General features: G+C 37.5%; 22 protein-coding genes. 13 read left to right on the top strand and 9 right to left on the bottom strand.

Translation table 11 applies throughout. The features are described from left to right. Positions 1-61: 61 nt before the first annotated feature. A complete protein-coding gene (gene nrdH, locus M1F91_RS01705; RefSeq protein ID WP_036757515.1) occupies positions 62-280 on the bottom strand; it encodes a glutaredoxin-like protein NrdH in 219 nt (72 codons plus the stop codon). A gap of 360 nt (positions 281-640) precedes the next feature. On the opposite strand from nrdH, the gene M1F91_RS01700 reads away from it, so the two are divergent. The 3 genes from M1F91_RS01700 (at position 641) to udk (ending at position 3,401) form a co-directional block, all read left to right on the top strand. Next, a complete protein-coding gene (locus M1F91_RS01700; RefSeq protein WP_000146952.1) occupies positions 641-904 on the top strand; it encodes a phosphocarrier protein HPr in 264 nt (87 codons plus the stop codon). A 4-nt stretch (positions 905-908) separates the two neighbouring features. Continuing rightward, positions 909-2,642 (top strand): phosphoenolpyruvate--protein phosphotransferase, encoded by a 1,734-nt coding sequence (gene ptsP, locus M1F91_RS01695; RefSeq protein WP_025170355.1) that lies wholly within the window; start codon positions 909-911, stop codon positions 2,640-2,642. 120 nt (positions 2,643-2,762) lie between these two features. Beyond that, the gene (udk, locus tag M1F91_RS01690) at positions 2,763-3,401 is read left to right on the top strand and encodes a uridine kinase (protein WP_247912370.1); all 639 of its coding nucleotides are present in this window, start codon (positions 2,763-2,765) and stop codon (positions 3,399-3,401) included. 34 nt (positions 3,402-3,435) lie between these two features. Here the strand turns inward: udk and M1F91_RS01685 are convergent, their stop codons facing one another. Genes M1F91_RS01685 through coaB form a run of 3 tightly spaced genes read right to left on the bottom strand, consistent with a single transcriptional unit; the run spans position 3,436 to position 5,235 of the window. After that, entirely contained in the window at positions 3,436-3,999 is a 564-nt protein-coding gene (locus tag M1F91_RS01685; RefSeq protein WP_247912369.1) for an ECF transporter S component, read from the bottom strand. Next, on the bottom strand, positions 3,983-4,534 hold the full coding sequence (gene coaC, locus M1F91_RS01680) for a phosphopantothenoylcysteine decarboxylase (RefSeq protein ID WP_247912368.1): 552 nt from the start codon (positions 4,532-4,534) through the stop codon (positions 3,983-3,985). Before coaC ends, M1F91_RS01685 begins: the two co-directional genes overlap by 17 nt. Before the next feature lie 14 nt (positions 4,535-4,548). Then, a complete protein-coding gene (gene coaB / locus M1F91_RS01675; protein ID WP_247912367.1) occupies positions 4,549-5,235 on the bottom strand; it encodes a phosphopantothenate--cysteine ligase in 687 nt (228 codons plus the stop codon). A 233-nt stretch (positions 5,236-5,468) separates the two neighbouring features. On the opposite strand from coaB, the gene M1F91_RS01670 reads away from it, so the two are divergent. Together M1F91_RS01670 and M1F91_RS01665 are read left to right on the top strand one after the other, a co-directional pair. Then, on the top strand, positions 5,469-7,139 hold the full coding sequence (locus M1F91_RS01670; protein WP_247912366.1) for a formate--tetrahydrofolate ligase: 1,671 nt from the start codon (positions 5,469-5,471) through the stop codon (positions 7,137-7,139). Positions 7,140-7,162: 23 nt separating this feature from the next. After that, positions 7,163-8,146 carry a GTP pyrophosphokinase gene (locus M1F91_RS01665; RefSeq protein WP_247912365.1) on the top strand — a complete coding sequence of 328 codons (984 nt, stop codon included), beginning with the start codon at positions 7,163-7,165 and terminating at the stop codon, positions 8,144-8,146. A 118-nt stretch (positions 8,147-8,264) separates the two neighbouring features. Here M1F91_RS01665 and lysS read toward each other — a convergent pair whose 3' ends face one another. From lysS to M1F91_RS01640, 5 genes are all read right to left on the bottom strand, one after another. Continuing rightward, positions 8,265-9,755, bottom strand: a complete 1,491-nt coding sequence (gene lysS / locus M1F91_RS01660; RefSeq protein WP_247912364.1) for a lysine--tRNA ligase — start codon at positions 9,753-9,755, stop codon at positions 8,265-8,267. Positions 9,756-9,890: 135 nt separating this feature from the next. Next, positions 9,891-10,514, bottom strand: coding sequence for a histidine phosphatase family protein (locus tag M1F91_RS01655; RefSeq protein WP_247912363.1), 624 nt, complete (start codon positions 10,512-10,514; stop codon positions 9,891-9,893). Beyond that, on the bottom strand, positions 10,514-10,996 hold the full coding sequence (locus M1F91_RS01650; RefSeq protein WP_247912362.1) for an aminoacyl-tRNA deacylase: 483 nt from the start codon (positions 10,994-10,996) through the stop codon (positions 10,514-10,516). The genes M1F91_RS01655 and M1F91_RS01650 overlap by 1 nt, the downstream gene beginning before the upstream one ends. Continuing rightward, positions 10,996-11,838 (bottom strand): DUF368 domain-containing protein, encoded by an 843-nt coding sequence (locus M1F91_RS01645; protein WP_247912361.1) that lies wholly within the window; start codon positions 11,836-11,838, stop codon positions 10,996-10,998. The genes M1F91_RS01650 and M1F91_RS01645 overlap by 1 nt, the downstream gene beginning before the upstream one ends. A 104-nt stretch (positions 11,839-11,942) precedes the next feature. Further along, a complete protein-coding gene (locus M1F91_RS01640) occupies positions 11,943-12,743 on the bottom strand; it encodes a glycoside hydrolase family 25 protein (RefSeq protein ID WP_247912360.1) in 801 nt (266 codons plus the stop codon). Between the two features lie 157 nt (positions 12,744-12,900). Here M1F91_RS01640 and glmU point away from each other — a divergent pair, with 157 nt between their 5' ends. The 8 genes from glmU (at position 12,901) to M1F91_RS01600 (ending at position 20,382) form a co-directional block, all read left to right on the top strand. Continuing rightward, entirely contained in the window at positions 12,901-14,280 is a 1,380-nt protein-coding gene (glmU, locus tag M1F91_RS01635) for a bifunctional UDP-N-acetylglucosamine diphosphorylase/glucosamine-1-phosphate N-acetyltransferase GlmU (RefSeq protein WP_247912359.1), read from the top strand. A 9-nt stretch (positions 14,281-14,289) separates the two neighbouring features. Next, positions 14,290-14,835, top strand: coding sequence for an NUDIX hydrolase (locus tag M1F91_RS01630; protein ID WP_247912358.1), 546 nt, complete (start codon positions 14,290-14,292; stop codon positions 14,833-14,835). A gap of 11 nt (positions 14,836-14,846) precedes the next feature. Next, complete coding sequence (macP, locus tag M1F91_RS01625; RefSeq protein WP_247912357.1) at positions 14,847-15,158, top strand: cell wall synthase accessory phosphoprotein MacP; 312 nt, start codon at positions 14,847-14,849, stop codon at positions 15,156-15,158. Positions 15,159-15,168: 10 nt separating this feature from the next. Continuing rightward, a complete protein-coding gene (locus M1F91_RS01620; RefSeq protein ID WP_247912356.1) occupies positions 15,169-15,864 on the top strand; it encodes a 5'-methylthioadenosine/adenosylhomocysteine nucleosidase in 696 nt (231 codons plus the stop codon). Between the two features lie 121 nt (positions 15,865-15,985). Next, positions 15,986-18,274: a DNA helicase PcrA gene (gene pcrA, locus M1F91_RS01615; protein ID WP_247912355.1), complete on the top strand. Its 2,289-nt coding sequence runs from the start codon at positions 15,986-15,988 to the stop codon at positions 18,272-18,274. A 165-nt stretch (positions 18,275-18,439) separates the two neighbouring features. Beyond that, positions 18,440-18,700, top strand: coding sequence for a SemiSWEET family transporter (locus tag M1F91_RS01610; RefSeq protein ID WP_045763891.1), 261 nt, complete (start codon positions 18,440-18,442; stop codon positions 18,698-18,700). 105 nt (positions 18,701-18,805) lie between these two features. Further along, positions 18,806-19,507, top strand: a complete 702-nt coding sequence (locus M1F91_RS01605) for a response regulator transcription factor (protein WP_247912354.1) — start codon at positions 18,806-18,808, stop codon at positions 19,505-19,507. Continuing rightward, on the top strand, positions 19,504-20,382 hold the full coding sequence (locus M1F91_RS01600) for a HAMP domain-containing sensor histidine kinase (RefSeq protein WP_247912353.1): 879 nt from the start codon (positions 19,504-19,506) through the stop codon (positions 20,380-20,382). The genes M1F91_RS01605 and M1F91_RS01600 overlap by 4 nt, the downstream gene beginning before the upstream one ends. The last annotated feature ends 25 nt before the right edge of the window (positions 20,383-20,407 follow it).

Raw genomic sequence — 20,407 nt, 5'->3', positions numbered from 1 at the left:
CTTTAATTCATTACAAAAGAAAGGCTTCTAAGATTGACATAGAAGCTTTTAATCCTGATACTTAAGCAAGTTCTTTAAGTTTTGCTGGTTGGAAACCAGAGAAAACTTCAGTTGGTGTTTGAATGATAGGAGCAGCATTGAAGCCTAGCTCTTTAACTTGTTCAATAAATTCAGGTTGTTCATCAAGATTGATTTCGCGATATGCGATTTTGTTACTATCTAAGAATCGTTTGGTCATTTTACATTGAACACAATTGTTTTTAGAATAAACGGTTACCATTCTGTAACTCCTCTTTCAAAATTTAATTACTTCTTAAGTATATCAGAAAAAAAATCTTTGTCAACGAAGAAAAACTAAATATTGTAGATTTTTTTTAGATGAGAGTTATCTGAACACAATATATAGTGATTGCAAAAAATAAAACCCATAAATAACAGCGTTTTCTAAATGTTAAAATTATAAAAAACTACATGATGTATTTTGATACATAAAATAGAAGATTTTCAGCAAGTTATCTGAAAGGAAAAAGAAGAAATCCCATAAAATACTTGAAAAAATTCCTAGAAGATGATATAATACCAAATTGTAAGGGTTATCAGATATAACTCAAAAAGAAAACATTTAAAGGAGAGTCAAATTATGGCTTCTAAAGATTTCCACGTAGTGGCAGAAACAGGTATTCACGCACGTCCAGCAACATTGTTGGTACAAACTGCTAGCAAATTTGCTTCAGATATTACTCTTGAGTACAAAGGTAAATCAGTTAACCTTAAATCTATCATGGGTGTTATGAGCCTTGGTGTTGGTCAAGGTGCTGACGTTACAATCACTGCTGAAGGTGCAGACGCTGATGACGCTATTGCTGCTATCTCAGAAACAATGGAAAAAGAAGGATTGGCATAAGGATATGACAGAAATGCTTAAAGGAATCGCAGCATCTGATGGTGTTGCAGTTGCTAAAGCATATCTACTCGTTCAACCGGATTTATCATTCGAGACTATTACAGTCGAAGATACAAATGCAGAAGAGGCTCGTTTGGATGTTGCTCTTGAAGCTTCTCAAAACGAGCTTTCTCTTATCCGCGAGAAGGCTGTAGGTACGCTTGGTGAAGAAGCGGCGCAAGTATTTGACGCTCACTTGATGGTTCTTGCTGACCCTGAATTAATCGGTCAGATTAAAGAAACAATTCGTGCTAAGAAAGTAAATGCAGAAGCAGGTCTGAAAGAAGTTACAGACATGTTTATCACAATCTTTGAAGGCATGGAAGACAACCCATACATGCAAGAACGTGCAGCGGATATTCGCGACGTTACAAAACGTGTTTTGGCAAATCTTCTTGGCAAGAAACTGCCAAACCCAGCTTCAATTAATGAAGAAGTAATCGTCATTGCACACGACTTGACTCCATCTGATACTGCTCAATTGGACAAAAACTTTGTAAAAGCTTTTGTAACAAACATTGGTGGACGTACAAGTCACTCAGCTATCATGGCTCGTACACTTGAAATCGCTGCTGTTTTGGGTACAAACAACATCACTGAACTTGTAAAAGATGGTGACGTTTTGGCTGTTTCAGGTATTTCAGGTGAAGTCGTTATCAACCCAACTGAAGAACAAATTGCAGAATTCAAAGCAGCTGGTGAAGCTTACGCTAAACAAAAAGCTGAATGGGCTCTTTTGAAAGATGCTAAAACTGTTACTGCAGATGGTAAACACTTTGAGTTGGCAGCTAATATCGGTACACCTAAAGACGTTGAAGGTGTGAACGAAAATGGTGCTGAAGCTGTTGGTCTCTACCGTACAGAATTCTTGTACATGGATTCTCAAGATTTCCCAACGGAAGACGACCAATACGAAGCTTACAAAGCAGTTCTTGAAGGTATGAACGGTAAACCTGTTGTCGTTCGTACAATGGATATCGGTGGGGATAAAGAACTTCCTTACTTCGATCTTCCTAAAGAAATGAACCCATTCTTGGGTTACCGTGCTTTGCGTATCTCTATCTCTGAAACTGGTAACCAAATGTTCCGTACACAATTGCGTGCATTGCTTCGTGCATCTGTTCACGGTAAATTGCGTATCATGTTCCCAATGGTTGCTTTGTTGAAAGAGTTCCGTACTGCTAAAGCTATTCTTGAAGAAGAAAAAGCAAAATTGGTTGCTGAAGGTGTCGCAGTTGCAGATGATATCCAAGTTGGTATCATGATTGAAATTCCTGCTGCAGCTATGCTTGCTGACCAATTTGCTAAAGAAGTTGATTTCTTCTCAATCGGTACAAACGACTTGATCCAATACACAATGGCTGCTGACCGTATGAACGAACAAGTTTCATACCTTTACCAACCATATAACCCATCAATCCTTCGCTTGATCAACAATGTTATCAAAGCAGCTCACGCTGAAGGTAAATGGGCTGGTATGTGTGGTGAAATGGCTGGTGACCAAACTGCTGTTCCACTTCTTGTCGGAATGGGCTTGGATGAGTTCTCAATGTCAGCTACTTCAGTACTTCGTACACGTAGCTTGATGAAGAAACTTGACACAGCTAAGATGCAAGAATACGCTAACCGTGCTCTTACTGAATGTTCAACAATGGAAGAAGTTCTTGAACTTTCAAAAGAATACGTTAACTTTGATTAAAAACATTAAAACCTTGTAGAACTAAACTACAAGGTTTTTTCTACTCTAATTTGAAAAGTCATCCTGTAAAATTTTCTAAAAATATGGTAAAATAGACAAAGGAAAAATACGGAGGCAACTATGCAAAACAGACCAATCATTATCGGAGTAACAGGGGGATCTGGTGGAGGAAAAACCAGTGTTTCTAAAGCAATCTTATCCCATTTCCCAAATGAAAAAATTGCCATGATTGAGCATGATTCCTACTATAAAGATCAATCTCATTTAACTTTTGAGGAGCGTATCAAAACAAACTATGACCATCCTTTTGCTTTTGATACTGACTTGATGATTGCGCAAATCAAAGAATTGTTGGCAGGACATCCTGTTGATATTCCTACCTATGATTATGCTGCCCATACAAGAAGCTCGAAAACCTATCGCCAAGAACCTCAAGATGTATTTATCGTAGAAGGAATCTTGGTTTTGGAAGACAAACGTCTACGTGATTTAATGGATATCAAGATTTTCGTTGATACAGATGATGATGTCCGTATCATTCGTCGTATTAAGCGTGATATGGAAGAGCGTGGTCGTAGTTTGGATAGCGTTATTGATCAGTATCTTGGTGTCGTAAAACCTATGTATCATCAGTTTATCGAGCCAACAAAGCGTTATGCAGATATCGTTATTCCAGAAGGAGTGTCAAATACAGTAGCAATTGATTTACTGACAACAAAGATTGAAAAGATTTTAGAAGAGGCTCGTTTAGCCCAGTAATAGAAATAAAAAACTGTATCTCTTGATACAGTTTTTATTGTTTAATTTTTTCAAGTCTCGGAACAATGACGAGAGTTAAGAGGGTTGAGATAATTAGTTCTGCGATTGAATTTGTTGAGATAACAGTAGCTAATAGTTTTTGAATATTTCCATCAAAAACATTACCAAAGAGAAAGAAGATACCACCTAAGACAAATACTGTATTCGTGAGTGAGCCAAGTGCACCTGCAAAGATGAGTCCAGCTCTTCCCTTTAGTAGTTTATAGACGAAATAAGGTGTCAAACCGATTAAGATACGAGGAACAATTGCGATCACAACTGAATAGAAGTTACCATTTGGTACAAATGGTGAGAAGAGATAGCTTGTTGGCAGGATAGTGAGAGTATTAACCGTTAAGCTAAGCATTCCCATCAGAAAACCTAAGGTTGCACCGATTCTTGGTCCGTAGATAATACTTGCAATAATTACTGGAATGTGAACAATAGTTGGTTTGATTGGAAAGGGAAGTACATTAAATAAAATTGAGCTTAGTAAATGAATAACAATCATAATAGCAAAAAAGATAGCGATTGGAGCAATATTAGAGCGTTTGTTCATGAATTTTATCCTTTATTTCTTGTAAAATAGTTTTGAGATCAGCGAGAGCACCACGACCTGTATCCCCACAGGCCAGTAGAGAATCTTTGGGAGAAATAATAGTATAACCATAATCTTCTAAAGTTTTAAGATTAGCTTGGGTCGCAGGATGGTCATACATCTTTGTGTTCATAGCTGGAGCCAATAGTTTGGGTACAAAGTGTGGCAAAGCAAGAGCAGTAGCAGTCACCATATTGTCAGCAAAACCGTGAGCTAATTTAGCGATTGTATTGGCTGTTGCAGGAACTACGATAAATAAATCTGTTTCTTTTCCTATTTGAATGTGATTCACTTGATCTGGAAAAGGTTCGTGCATGACATCGAGATGTACAGTATTTTGAGATAGTACTTGTAAAGTTAATGGCTGAATGAATTCTGTTGCTGACTGAGTCATAAGAGCAGTAACAGAATGCCCCTGTTTTTTTAAAGAACTAACTAGGTCAACTGTCTTGTATGCAGCAATAGATCCTGTAATAGCGAGTGTAATACGGGCCATAAAATCCCTTTCTTTTAGTCATAACTTTTGATTTTCTCGAGGAGTAAATCAGCAATATCATGTTTACTCATAGCAGTTTGGAAAGAATTTTTTTCAACTAAGTAAGCCTTATGTTGCTCGCTACTAATCTGAGTAAGGTCGTTTGCGACAATTAAATCAGCTTGGTTCTTTTCAAGACTTTCCCTCGCAATTTGAATCAGATGTTCCTGGCTGACATCAACCAGTAATTTAAATCCAATCAGGTGAATTTTAGGATTCCATTCTTTAACAAGAGATATGATTTTTGGATTCTTCTTGAGAAATAGAACCTGAACGTCTTCCTTAGATGAGATTTTTGTTTCCTGATTTTTCTTATCTAAAAACACTGTTAAATCCTGACTAGCTTGAACTTCATCAAATCCAGTCATATAGGCAGGCGTGTAATCTGATACAGCCATAGAATGGATTAAGACTTGGTAATCCGTAACCTTATCTTTCATGACTTGCAGCAAATCAGCTGTATTTTTAATTTCGATGATGGTCAAGTTTGGATGATTAACTGGCTTAACTGCCTGAAGAGTGGTAATCAAACAAACTTCATGGCCAGCCTTTAGAAGAGTCTCGGTGATAATTTTTCCAAGTTTACCGGAGGAGTGATTGGTAATAGAACGAACTCTATCAATTTTTTCACTTGTACCACCAGAAGTAACTAAAATTTTCATAGAACTATTGTACAAAAAAATGAGCATTAAGTAAAATGAAAGCGATGTAACAAGGGCCGAAAATAGGATGTTAATCCATAGTTAAAATCTATAAAGGCATATAAAAAATTAAATAGAGATAAAGAAAGTCTGTTATTTAGCGATATTCACGAACGTTACTAATCATAATGACTGTTAAAAATCTTGTTTTATGATATAATGAATTAACACATTAGAGGCTTGAGGAGTTTTTTATGAAAACAGATATTGAAATTGCACAGAGTATTGAGTTAAAACCGATCGTTGATGTTGTTGAGAAACTTGGTGTTTCATATGATGATTTGGAGTTGTATGGAAAGTACAAGGCTAAACTAAGCTTTGATAAAATTCGTGAAGTTGAAACCAATCCAGTTGGTAAGTTGATTCTTGTTACAGCTATCAACCCAACACCTGCTGGTGAAGGAAAATCAACCATTACTATTGGTCTTGCTGATGCTTTGAATAAGATTGGCAAGAAAACTATGATTGCCATCCGCGAACCTTCTCTTGGCCCTGTTATGGGTATTAAAGGTGGAGCTGCTGGGGGTGGTTATGCCCAAGTGTTACCAATGGAGGACATCAACCTTCACTTTACTGGTGATATGCACGCAATCACAACTGCAAACAATGCTCTCTCGGCCTTGATTGACAATCATTTGCACCAAGGAAATGAGCTAGGAATCGACCAACGTCGTATTCTCTGGAAACGTGTTGTTGACTTGAATGATCGTGCTCTTCGCCATGTAACTGTTGGTCTTGGTGGTCCACTTAATGGTATTCCACGTGAAGATGGTTTTGATATCACAGTTGCTTCAGAGATCATGGCTATCCTTTGCTTGGCAACCGATATTGAAGATTTGAAACGTCGTTTGGCTAATATTGTCATCGGCTACCGTTATGACCGCACACCAGTTTCAGTTGGTGATTTACAGGTTGAGGGTGCCTTAGCATTGATTTTGAAAGATGCTATCAAACCAAACCTTGTGCAAACAATATATGGTACACCAGCATTTGTACACGGTGGACCATTTGCCAATATTGCTCACGGATGTAACTCTGTATTGGCGACAAAAACAGCTCTTCGCTTAGCTGATTATACTGTAACAGAAGCTGGCTTTGGTGCAGACCTTGGTGCAGAGAAGTTCCTGGATATCAAGACTCCAAACTTGCCAACATCTCCAAGTGCAGTAGTCATTGTAGCGACTCTTCGTGCCCTTAAAATGAATGGTGGAGTTGCTAAAGATGCTCTGACAGAGGAAAATGTAGAAGCAGTACGTGCTGGATTTGCAAACTTGAAACGCCACGTTGAGAATATCCGTAAGTTCGGTATTCCAGCAGTTGTTGCTATCAATGAATTTGTTTCTGATACAGAAGCTGAAATCGCAGCCTTGAAAGAACTATGTGCTTCAATCGATGTACCAGTCGAATTAGCTAGCGTATGGGCTGATGGAGCTGAAGGAGGAGTTTCTCTAGCTAAAACTCTCGTAAAAACAATCGACGAAAACCCAGCAAACTACACACGTCTCTATGACAACGACCTTTCCGTTCAAGAAAAAATCGAAAAGATTGTTACTGAAATTTACCGTGGTAGCAAGGTTAACTTTGAGAAGAAAGCTCAAACCCAAATTGCACAAATCGTCCAAAACGGATGGGATAAACTGCCAATCTGTATGGCTAAAACTCAATACAGTTTCTCAGATAACCCTAACGCTCTTGGAGCACCTGAAAACTTTGAAATTACTATTCGTGAATTAGTACCTAAGCTGGGTGCAGGCTTCATCGTCGCCCTTACTGGTGATGTTATGACCATGCCTGGACTTCCAAAACGTCCTGCCGCTCTCAACATGGATGTTGAAAGTGATGGAACTGTACTAGGATTATTCTAATCATAGTACATAGGGGGTATAAAATGACTGAGCGAAATTGTAAAGAAATTTTATCTGAATTTGATTCTACTAAAAACAATTATGAGAGACTTTTAGAATATATAGATGCCACGATTAAAAGTCTATTGGAAATTAAAAAAATACAGATTCATGAAATTAAGGGAAGGGTTAAGGATAGAGATAGTTTAGAAAGAAAAATTGAAACTAAGGGTTATAAGTATTCTAATTTATTAGAGATAACAGATATTTGTGGAATTAGAATTATTACTTATTTTTCGGATGATGTAGATAAAATTGCTTCGTTACTTGAGGAGGAATTTGAATTAGATAAAGCTAATTCTATTGACAAACGAAAAACACAAGATCCAACAAAATTTGGTTATGTATCTTTACATTATATTTTAAAATTAGGTGGAGACAGAGCAAAATTAGCTGAGAATTTGAATTATAAAGAATTGAAGTTTGAAGTTCAGATAAGAACTATTTTACAGCATGCTTGGGCGGAGATAGAACATGACTTTGGCTATAAAACTGATCAGGATGTTCCTGAAAAAATCAGAAGAAGATTTTCGAGATTAGCTGGTTTAATTGAATTAGCTGATGATGAATTTATGGAAATTAAAAGATATGAAAAAGACTATCTTAATGAAGTTGAAGAAGAGTTCAAAGAAAATTCTAAAAGTATTCAAATTGATTCTATAAGTATTTCGGCCTTATTAGAAAGTGAATCTTATATCAAGTTTCTTGAGAAATATTATAATCAACATAATATAGATATTAGGTATCCTGGTGGAAAATTTAAAGATGATAGAATTTCTAAAATTGTCAATTATTGTGAACAATTAGGTATTAAAACGATTGATGAATTGGAAACTAAGTTCAAAAGTGAATTTCCAAATTACTTTAGTAGATGGATTGAAGAAAAAAATAACTATTTTTATACTTGGAATACTACACCTTTGCTAGAGGTTCTTTATGATTTAAAATACGAGACAGTTATTTTTTGATTTATGATACTTTAGAAAAATTAAATTTAATCAAATAAGAAATAAAAAGACAACCTCTTTGATAAGGTTGTCTTTTTAACTACAAAAAACTCCTAGAATCTTTCTAGGAGTTTAGTTTTTATTTCATAGTTGGGAAAAGAAGTACGTCACGGATAGTAGTAGTATCAGTGAGTAGCATGCAGAGACGGTCGATACCGATTCCCAAACCACCTGTTGGTGGCATACCATATTCAAGGGCTTCAATGTAGTCATAATCAATACCAGTCGCTTCATCATCACCAAGTTCTTTGGCCTTAGCTTGGGCTTCGAAACGGCTAAGCTGGTCGATTGGGTCATTCAACTCAGTAAAGGCATTGCCGTATTCTTTAGTCATGATGAAGAGCTCAAAACGATCTGTAAAGCGCTCATCTTCAGGATTTTTCTTAGCGAGTGGTGATACTGCTACTGGATGTCCATAGACAAAGGTTGGTTGAATCAATGTTTCTTCGACAAACTCTTCAAAGAAAGCATTGATGATATGACCAACTTCTGTGTAGTGTTTTTCAACTGGAACGTTCTTCTCAGTTGCGATAGCTTTAGCTTCTTCGAAAGTCATATCTTTCCAGAAATCAACCCCTGTGATTTCCTTAATGGCATCCACCATGTGTACTCGTTTAAATGGTTCGTTAAGTTTTATCTCAGTTCCTTGATAGATAACTGGAGCGTCGCCTTTAACAGCTTTTGCAACGTGTTGAATAATACCTTCAGTCAAGTCCATGATATCTTGGAAGTCTGCATAAGCTTGGTAAACCTCGATAGAAGTGAACTCAGGGTTGTGTGTAGCATCCATACCTTCGTTACGGAAGATACGTCCGATTTCGTAAACGCGTTCCATACCACCGACGATAAGTCGTTTCAAGTGAAGCTCAGTCGCGATACGAAGCACCATGTCAATGTTTTGGGCATTGTGGTGAGTTATAAACGGACGAGCAGCAGCACCACCAGCTTCGTTGTGAAGAACAGGTGTTTCAACTTCTAGGAAACCTTTTTGATCAAGATAACGACGAATTTCAGAGATGATTTTTGAGCGAGCAACAAAGCGTTCAAAGCTTTCACGGTTTGAAATCAAATCAAGGTAACGTTTGCGGTAAATAGTTTCAACGTCTGTTAAACCGTGGAATTTTTCTGGAAGCGGACGAAGGGCTTTAGACAAGTGAGTGATGTGTGTAGCCTTGATAGAGAGTTCTCCCATATCAGTACGCATAACTTCACCTTCGACACCAAGGAAGTCTCCGAGGTCGGCTTTTTTGAAGATTTCGTAGTTTTCTTCACCAACTTCATCTTTACGAACGTAGATTTGGATTTGACCTTCACGGTCTTGAAGGTGAGCAAAACCAACTTTCCCTTTTCCACGTTTTGTCACTAAACGTCCAGCGATAGTAGCAGTTTCGTTTAGTTCGTGTAGTTGTTCTTTATCAAGATCAGCAAATTTATCTTTTAGTTCTTGAGAGTTGGCAGTACGTTCAAAACGTTTACCGAAAGGATCAATTCCTTGTTCACGGAGCGCAGCCATTTTTTCGCGGCGAACGATCTGTTGGTCATTCAATTCTTCCATGTGTTCTGTTGACATGAGTTCCTCCTAATTTTAATCGAAATTTGAAATAATAAATTAATTTTTCACGATACTCCATTTTATCATAAATAGTCAAGAAATTCACGGATATTCTATAAAAACTAAAAAGAACTTGATTGTTAATATCAAGTTCTATATTTTTTGATAAGAAGTATCGTTCCAAGTCTTTAGAGTAAATGTTTCAAAGTCATTAGTTTCTATAATTGTTAGACTTGCATTAGCCAAGCCTCCGTCTTTACGAAGCAGAGCTTCCTGATAGCCTATCAGCGTGCGAAGACTTGCAGTAAGGTTTGCTCCATGACCAACAAGTAATAGGTGTTTTGCCTTAGAGTTTTTTAAGGACTTGATAAATTGAATGGTGCGCTGAGTTGTAGTGTACAGTGATTCAGCTTCAAACATACTAGTATCAAACTTGGCTAAGTTTGTTTTAAAGGCTTGAATTTGCTGAGGGTAGATTGCATTTAAGGTAGCAATTTTTAGACCTTCAAGCTTACCGAGGTGCCATTCTCTGAGTTCGGGAACACTTTCTAAAGGACATGGATTTGTCAGTTGGCTTTGGATAATTTCAGCTGATTTTACCGCTCTCGGTAAATCACTCGAATAGATCTTGTCAAAAGGAATATCTTTAAGATACTGGCCTAGGTCTTTTAAAGTTTCAATAGATTCAGGGAGAAGAGGGGAATCTCCACCAGCGCCTTGAAAGCGACCTTCTAGATTCCAGACTGTTCGACCGTGACGGACAAAGTAAAGTTTCATCAGTTTATCTCCTCTAAGATATCTACAAAGCTGGCTTTTACAAAGTTTGCCAGATCTTGTGGCGCAATGATGATACTGTGTCCGACTTCTCCAGCAGAAACAATCATTTTTTCCAATTCCAAAGCACTTTCATCAATATAAATAGGGTAGTTGTGTTTTTGACGGATACCGACAGGATTATTAGCTCCATGAATATATCCCGTTGTTTTTTCTAAATCCTTTTGAGGAATCATGGAAACTTTTTTATTACCAGAAATCTTTGCTAATTTCTTTTCAGAAAGGTGTTCGGTGATGGGAACAATTCCAATAACCGGACCAGTCTTGTCACCCAATAATGCTAAGGTCTTAAAGATATGATTTCTATCATAACCAGAAGGAAGTTCTCCCTCTAAAGCGTTGATTTGAATACCTTGATGGTCAACACCTGCCTTAGTCAATATTTGCTCTACTAAGGTTTTTTTAACTTTTACTTTTTTAGCCATTATTTGTATTTATCCTCCAATTGACTCATCCAAATACCTAACCAGATACCAAGAGCAAAAAAGAAGGCAACAATCACATAAGACACAAGAGATAAACCACTGTAGTTAATACTTTCAGCATTACCCGCATTTGGAATCAAAATCAAGAGTGTACTTGAAAGAACAATTGCAATGATGAAATGATAAACACGAGAGTGATACACTCGAAGAGCGTAGTCCATCAATTTTGAAAAAACGACTAGAGTAGCAGCAGCTCCAATTCCTATTGGAAGGAAGGTTCCAAATAAATCAAAAGTTTTAAATCCAGTTAACATTGGGGTATAAAGACCTAAAATCAAGAGAAGATTTGAGGGGCTTAATCCAGGAACCAAGATACCTAGAGCAAGCAGAGTACCAGCAAGGATAAAACTTGTGAAACTTGCGCTGAGTGAACCAACAACAAAGTTTAAAGCGTAAAGACCAATTCCAGAAACAATAAAGGTCACCCAAAACCAGATAAGATCGACTTTGTCTCTTTCTGAATCTTGAGTAACTTCTTTTACAAGACTTGGGACTGTACCAATAATGGCACCCGCAAAACTCCATAAAACATAAACCTGATAATGCTCAAGGAGGTACTCAATTGGATAAGAAAATAACCCTATACCTAGTAACATCCCAATAGCAACAGGTAAGAAATAAAGAATATCTTCTTTTAGGTTTTTGAATGGATGGGCAAGAAATCGAATCATTCTTTCGTAAATCCCTAAAATAGCTGCCAGAACACCACCAGATATACCAGGTAATATAAATCCTAGGGCAATAACAATTCCTTTAATCATTTTTGAAATCCAAGATAACATAAACTCTCTCCATATTTATTCTCTAAAATTCTCTTCTTGTATTATATCACAAAGTAAGAGAAATAAAAAAGCAAGCAGAAGGAATATCTGCTTGCTGATTGAAATTAAGGTTTTAAGAATAGTTTTCTAAACGTTTCTTCCTTATCTTTTGATAAAGAAATAAGATTTAAGTCTAGATGATGTTCAAATCCAACCAAGTTTCCTTTTGATGTATATTGATGAAGATCAAAGTCAAGGTCTGTATTTGGTGAATTTTCAAAATAGCCCGAATCTGCGCCATAGGAAGGAATCCAAATAGCTGAAAACTTATCTGTACTAATGCTATGCTCCTCCATGAAGTAAACACCGATGTAGATACCGATGTTTTTAGCACCTAGAGATTCTAGTTTAGCACGGAAAGCTTCAACCCCTTTATTCATGTCTGACATGGTTTTTTCTTCGACATCTAACCAATAGTAACTTGGATTGTATGGGGAAGCTGAATTGTAGAATGCTTCAGCAGCCTTTTCCATTTCCTCTACACTTTTTCCAGATACATATGCATAGACAGCAACTGGAATATTCCTTTTTTGGAATTCTGTGATATGACTTTTATAAGCTTTATCTGTTCCATTCGTATAAGATGCATCGTTCTCAGTAGTGATCTGGTTTCCTCCGTGGACTCGAACAATAGCACCAGAGATGTTTTTAGATAAAATATCATAGTTGATCTCTGACGGTCTTTGCCAACCAGAGATATCGATGATAGGCTTATCCAAGTTATGTAGAGCTTGTGTTTCTATTTGAACTGGATTTTGTTTGGTTTTTACAGGATGTTCTTCGAATCGTGGACGATTGAGAATCAAGAGTCCTATAAAAGCAGCAAATATAATAACTATAAAAGCTGGACGAATTTTTTTTCTCATACCCCTATAGTTTATCGTAAATTATGAAAAAAATCAAAAAATTTACTCAAAACGGAGTAGTGACAGTCATTAGCGTCATGTTGAGGTCAACAAATTTGTGTATCGTGAAGTAAATTGTGGTATAATAATAAAGAATTTCTATAGAAAAGAGAAAAATATGGCAAATTATGCAATTATTTTAGCAGCGGGTAAAGGTACCCGTATGAAATCAGATCTACCGAAAGTTATGCACAAGGTTGCGGGAATTTCAATGCTTGAGCATGTTTTTCGTAGCGTTGGCGCAATTAACCCTGAAAAAACAGTTACCGTAGTTGGACATAAGGCTGAACTTGTAGAGCAAGTTTTAGCAGGACAGACTGATTTTGTGAGACAGTCTGAGCAATTGGGAACTGGTCATGCAGTAATGATGGCTGAGCCAATTCTTGAAGGTCTTTCTGGACAAACATTGGTTATCGCTGGAGATACACCATTAATCACTGGTGAAAGCCTAAAGAACTTGATTGATTTCCATGTAAACCACAAGAATGTAGCTACAATCTTAACTGCAGAAGCTGAAGACCCATTTGGTTATGGACGTATTGTTCGTAATGATAATGCTGAAGTGCTGAGAATTGTTGAACAAAAGGATGCGACTGATTTCGAGAAACAAATCAAGGAAATCAATACAGGAACTTATGTTTTTGATAACGCTCGCCTCTTTGAAGCACTTAAGAATATCAATACTAACAACGCTCAAGGTGAATACTATATCACGGATGTGATTGGAATATTCCGTGAAGCTGGTGAGAAAGTTGGAGCTTATACTCTGAAAGACTTTGATGAAAGCCTTGGAGTAAATGATCGTGTAGCGCTCGCTACGGCAGAAGCTGTTATGCGTCGTCGTATTAACCAAGCCCACATGGTTAATGGTGTTAGTTTTGTAAATCCAGAAGCGACTTATATTGATGTGGATGTTGAAATTGCTCCAGATGTACAAATTGAAGCTAATGTAACCCTCAAAGGTTCTAGTAAGATTGGTGCAGAAACTGTTTTGACGAATGGAACTTATATTGTCGATAGTACTATAGGTTCAGGTGCTGTAATTACCAATTCTATGATTGAGGAAAGCACAGTTGCTGATGGTGTTACAGTCGGACCTTACGCTCATATTCGTCCAGGATCTAGCCTGGCAAAAGATGTTCATATTGGAAACTTTGTTGAAGTTAAAGGTTCTAGCATTGGAGAAAATACAAAAGCTGGTCATTTGACATACATTGGTAACTGTGAAGTTGGCAGTGACGTCAACTTTGGTGCTGGTACAATAACAGTCAACTATGATGGGAAAAATAAATATAAGACAGTCATCGGAAACAATGTCTTTGTTGGTTCGAATTCGACCATCATTGCTCCTGTTGAACTAGGAGATAACTCTCTTGTTGGTGCAGGTTCAACCATTACTAAAGACGTGCCTGCTGATGCTATCGCCATCGGTCGTGGTCGCCAAGTTAACAAAGACGAATATGCGACTCATCTACCACATCATCCTAAAAACAAATAGGAGCTAAGCATGGAATTTGAAGAGAAAACACTCAGCCGTAGAGAAATCTATAAAGGGCCTATTTTCCAATTGGTACAAGACCAGGTCGAACTTCCTAATGGAAAAGGGACAGCTCAACGTGATTTGATTTTCCATAATGGTGCAGTATGCGTACTTGCAGTTACTCCAGAAAATAAGATTGTTCTAGTCAAGCAATATCGCAAGGCGATTGAAAAAGTTTCTGTTGAAATTCCTGCAGGAAAACTAGAAATTGGAGAAAACGCTGATCCTGAAGCAGCAGCCCTTCGTGAATTGGAAGAAGAAGCTGCCTACACTGGAAAACTGACTTTTTTGTATGATTTCTATTCTGCTATTGGTTTCTGTAATGAGCGATTAAAACTTTATTTGGCAAGTGATTTGACAAAGGTTGATGATCCACGTCCACAGGATGAAGATGAAACTTTAGAATTACTTGAAGTTAGTCTTGAAGAAGCTAAACAACTGATCCAGTCTGGTGATATCTGTGATGCCAAGACTATCATGGCTATCCAGTACTGGGAATTACAAGAAAAATAGGGGAGGAACCTATGGGAAAACCTTTATTAACAGACGAAATAATCGAGCGTGCAAATCGTGGTGAAGATATCTCTGGTCCTACTTTAGTAGATGATCAAGAAACAAAGATATTATCTACTTCATCTCAACATTATAGAGCTTCACGTTCAAGTGACCATGGTTTTAGTCAAGATACCCTAACGATTGATGTTGAACCACAAATCCATAAAAGTCGTCGAATTGAAAATACTAAGAGAAATGTTTTTAACTCAAAACTGAATAAGATTCTATTTGCTGTTATTCTTCTCTTGATTTTTCTAGTTTTAGCAATGAGATTTATTTAAGGGGAATGTCATGAAAATTGGAATTATAGCAGCTATGCCAGAAGAGCTAGTTTATCTGATTCAACATTTAGAAAACGCTCAAGAAGAGACGGTATTAGGAAATAAGTATCATACGGGTATAATTGGTTCAGTCGAGCTTGTCTTGGTGGAGAGTGGTATCGGTAAAGTCATGTCTGCTATGAGTGTAGCTATCCTAGCCGACCACTTTAAAGTAGATGCTGTCATCAACACTGGTTCAGCTGGTGCTTTAGCAGAAGGAATCGAAGTTGGAGATGTAGTGATTGCTGATAAGCTAGCTTATCATGATGTTGATGTGACTGCTTTTGGTTATGAATACGGTCAGATGGCCCAACAACCACTCTATTTTGAAACAGATAAAAAGTTTGTTAGCTTGATTCAAGAGAGTTTGTCTAAACTTAACCAAAAATGGCATTTAGGTTTGATTGCTACCGGTGATAGTTTTATTGCGGGTGAAAATAAGATTAAAGCTATAAAAGAACATTTTCCTCAGGTGCTTGCGGTTGAGATGGAAGGAGCGGCTATCGCTCAAGCAGCTCACGCGCTTAATCTACCTTTCTTAGTTGTACGTGCCATGAGTGATAATGCTAACCACGAAGCTTCTATTTCATTTGATGAATTTATCGTAGAAGCAGGACGCAGATCGGCTCAAGCCTTGTTGACACTTTTACAATCTATTCATGATTAAAATAAAAAGAACACTTGTTAGTGTTCTTTTTTTAGGAAAAAAGGAAGCTTGTCTCTGATAGAGTTATTTTCAGTCTTTTTTGATATAATAGAAACATTGATTTGAAGAATAGGAAGAGAAAATGAATCCTTTATTAAACGGTATGAATGACCGACAGGCTGAAGCGGTCCAAACAACAGAAGGTCCACTGCTGATTATGGCGGGGGCTGGTTCTGGTAAAACACGAGTTTTGACCCATCGTATTGCCTACTTAATTGATGAAAAGATGGTTAATCCCTGGAATATTTTAGCCATTACCTTTACCAATAAGGCTGCTCGTGAAATGAAAGAACGTGCCTATGGGCTCAATCCAGCTACACAGGACTGTTTGATAGCGACCTTTCACTCTATGTGCGTTCGTATCTTACGTCGTGATGCGGATCATATTGGTTACAATCGTAACTTTACCATTATCGATCCAGGTGAGCAGCGATCACTGATGAAGCGTATTCTCAAGCAATTAAATTTGGATCCTAAAAAGTGGAATGAACGCTCTATTTTAGGGACCATTTCTAATGCTAAGAATGATTTGATTGACGATGTTGCTTATGCTGCTCAAGCAGGAGATTTATATACAAACATTGTCGCTAAGTGTTATGAGGCCTATCAAAAGGAACTCCGTCAGTCTGAGTCAGTTGACTTTGATGATTTGATTATGCTTACGCTTCGTCTCTTTGACCAAAATCCTGATGTCTTGACTTACTATCAGCAAAAGTTCCAATATATCCATGTTGATGAGTATCAAGATACCAATCATGCCCAGTACCAACTGGTCAAACTGTTGGCTTCTCGCTTTAAAAATATCTGTGTTGTTGGGGATGCGGACCAGTCTATCTACGGTTGGCGTGGTGCTGATATGCAGAATATCTTGGATTTTGAGAAGGATTATCCTCAAGCCAAGGTTGTTTTATTGGAGGAAAACTATCGCTCAACCAAAACCATTCTCCAAGCAGCTAATGACGTTATTAAAAACAATAAAAATCGCCGTCCTAAGAATCTATGGACTCAAAATGCGGATGGGGAACAAATTGTCTACTATCGTGCCAATGACGAACAAGATGAGGCTGTTTTTGTAGCCAAAACAATTGATGAACTTGGTCGAAGTCAAAACTTCCTACACAAAGACTTTGCAGTTCTTTATCGTACTAATGCCCAGTCACGTACTATTGAGGAGGCCCTTCTCAAGTCTAATATTCCTTATACCATGGTTGGTGGTACCAAATTCTACAGCCGTAAGGAAATCCGTGATATCATTGCTTACCTCAATCTCATTGCCAACCTAAGTGATAATATCAGTTTTGAACGTATCATCAATGAACCAAAGCGTGGAATTGGCCCAGGAACTGTTGAAAAAATTCGAGACTTCGCTAATTTGCAAGAAATGTCCATGCTAGATGCTTCAGCAAATATCATGTTATCAGGAATTAAGGGTAAGGCAGCCCAGTCGATCTGGGACTTTGCCAATATGATACTGGATTTGAGGGAGAAACTGGACCAATTAACCATTACAGAGTTGGTTGAGGCTGTCCTTGAAAAAACAGGTTACGTTGATATTCTAAATGCACAAGCAACATTGGAGAGTAAGGCTCGGGTTGAAAATATCGAGGAATTCTTATCTGTTACCAAAAACTTTGATGACAATCCTGAAAGCCAAGAAGAGGAAACAGGACTAGATAAACTGAGTCGTTTCCTGAATGATCTTGCCTTAATTGCAGATACGGACTCAGGCAGTCAGGAGACGTCAGAAGTAACCTTAATGACCTTACACTCTGCCAAAGGACTCGAGTTTCCAGTTGTCTTTATTATCGGTATGGAGGAGAATGTATTTCCTCTTAGTCGTGCCTCTGAAGATCCTGATGAATTAGAAGAAGAACGTCGTTTGGCCTATGTAGGAATCACGCGCGCCGAGAAAATTCTCTATCTAACCAACGCCAACTCTCGCTTGCTTTTCGGGCGTACAAGTTACAATCGTCCGACCCGTTTTATCAACGAGATTAGTTCAGATCTGTTGACCTATCAAGGTTTGGCTCGTCCAGCTAATACAAGTTTTAAAGCTTCTTACACAAGTGGAAACACTACATTTGGTCAAGGAATGAGTCTGGCACAGGCTCTTCAAGAACGAAAACGGAATACTGCGCCTACATCGATCCAATCAAGTGGTTTACCATTTGGACAATTTGCGGCTGGTTCTAAATCAGCTTCCAGTGAAACTAGCTGGTCTATCGGTGATATTGCCCTTCATAAAAAATGGGGTGAAGGAACTGTCCTTGAAGTATCAGGTAGTGGAGCTACCCAGGAATTAAAAATCAACTTCCCAGAAGTCGGTTTGAAAAAACTTTTGGCCAGTGTTGCACCGATTGAGAAAAAGTAAGTTTCTAAACGAATAAAAAACCCTCTTGAAATAGCAAGAGGGTATTTTTTTGATTCTCTTATCACAAGATTGTGATAGTTTACAAGTTTTTAACAAATAGTTTTTTAAACTTCACTATCTAAAAAAATAGTGTATAATTGAAACTGTTTTCGAAAGGAGAAAAAAATGACTGAAAAACAAATGAAAACTTTAGGTTGGATTGCAACCTTTATGTCTGTAATGATGTATGTCTCTTATATTCCTCAAATTATGAATAACCTTGCTGGTCAAAAAGGGAATTTTATCCAACCAGCAGTAGCTGCACTTAACTGCAGTCTTTGGGTTTACTACGGTCTCTTTAAAAAAGAACGTGATATTCCTTTGGCAGCAGCTAATGCACCAGGTATCGTTTTTGGACTTATTACAGCATTGACTGCCTTAATTTAATATAGCTAATGAGCTCTTCTTCGTATTTAAGTATGAAGGAGAGTTTTTCTTTATCCGAAATTCCTAAAAAAACATGATATAATACTATTAAAAAGGTTGGTGTTTATGGCTAGAATACTTATCGTTGAAGATAATAATGAGATTCAAGAAATTTTGAGAACTCTACTTTCTGAGGAGCATGAGGTGATTCAGGCTTTTTCTGGTACTGAAGGAATGATACGAATTGAACAAGGTGACATTGATCTGATCTTGTTAGATATTATGCTTCCAGGTAAAAATGGCGATCAGGTTTTAAAAGCCATTAGACAAGATAGTTCAATTCCTGTCATCATGCTAACTGCCCTAAGCGATAAAAAGCTCATCAGCCAATATCTCTTAGATGGTGCTAATGATTATATTGTAAAGCCTTTTGATTTGGATGAAGTTTTTGCCAGGGTTACGGTACAATTACGTCAAAAAAGTGACAAGCAAGCAGCTGAAATCGAACATCCTGACAAGTTGATTCAACAGTTAAAAAATATTCAATTTGATGCAGATAGTTTTGAAATCAAAAATTGCCAGGAAACTATTCGCCTAGCTAAGAAAGAATGCTTGATTCTCCAAACCTTGTTGGGACATCCTAAGAAAATTTTCACGAAAGAAGAACTCTATGAATTAGTCTGGGAGGATACTTATTTACCAGGCGACAATACTCTCAACACTCATTTAAGTAACCTCCGTAAAAAATTAAGCCAACTTGATCCAGAGCAAGAGTATATTGAAACTATCTGGGGAGTTGGTGTTCGATTAAAAGGAGATGAGCAATGATCTATATTTTACTTTCTTTGCTACTGCTGGTTATTATCCTATTGACGATAGGGTTGATTCGCTATCATCTAGCACTGGTAAACTTGAGCCAACAAATTGAAGACAAGATTCTGACTGGAAGTATGAAGAGAATCGGAGTGTCCACTTTCTCCAAGGATTTTTTACATCTTTACCAGCAAATCAATCATCTCTTTCAAGAAGTTGAGCAGTCACGCTTGATTATGAAGCGAGAGAAGCAGACTTTAGACATGGCTATTAGCAATATTGCACACGATATTCGAACACCTTTAACGATTGCGTCAGGTTATACTCAGCAATTGCTTAAAACAGAAAATCCTGAGTCTGAGAGTTTGAGAAAAATTGCTCATCATCTCAATCAAGTTTCAAAACGCCTAGAGGCTCTTTTGGACTATCGTCGGTTAATGGAGGGAGCAGTTAAGCCTGACTTATCTGAGTTAGAAGTCTCGACATTTATGACGCAGAAATTGCTGACTTATTATGATTCATTTCAGACGGCAAAGATTAACCTTGATTTGCAAGTAGAACCTAGTTTGTATTTAATAACAGACTCGGATTTATTAGAGCGTATCTTGCAAAATCTCGTTGGCAATGTTCTAAAACATGGTAAGGATGAAGCGAGATTTTCTCTGAAGGAAGTGGACAATCACATTTGTTTGGAAATTGCTAATCTGGTTAAACAACCCATTCGTAAAATTGAAAATCTCAGTCAACGATTTTACTCTGAAAACCTCTCAGATACTGAAGAATCATCTGGTTTAGGTCTTTATATTACAGAAGAATTATCCCATCTACTTAGTGCAGAACTACAACTAAGTACAGATGGTTCATGGTTTACAGTTAGAGTTCTCTTTTAAAGCAAAGAACCTCCTCTATTTGAAT

The organism is Streptococcus sp. oral taxon 431 (assembly GCF_023110115.1).
Classification (GTDB): Bacteria; Bacillota; Bacilli; order Lactobacillales; family Streptococcaceae; genus Streptococcus.
The sequence above is the reverse complement of the archived record's forward strand: the minus strand, read 5'-3'. Positions and strand labels throughout refer to the sequence as shown.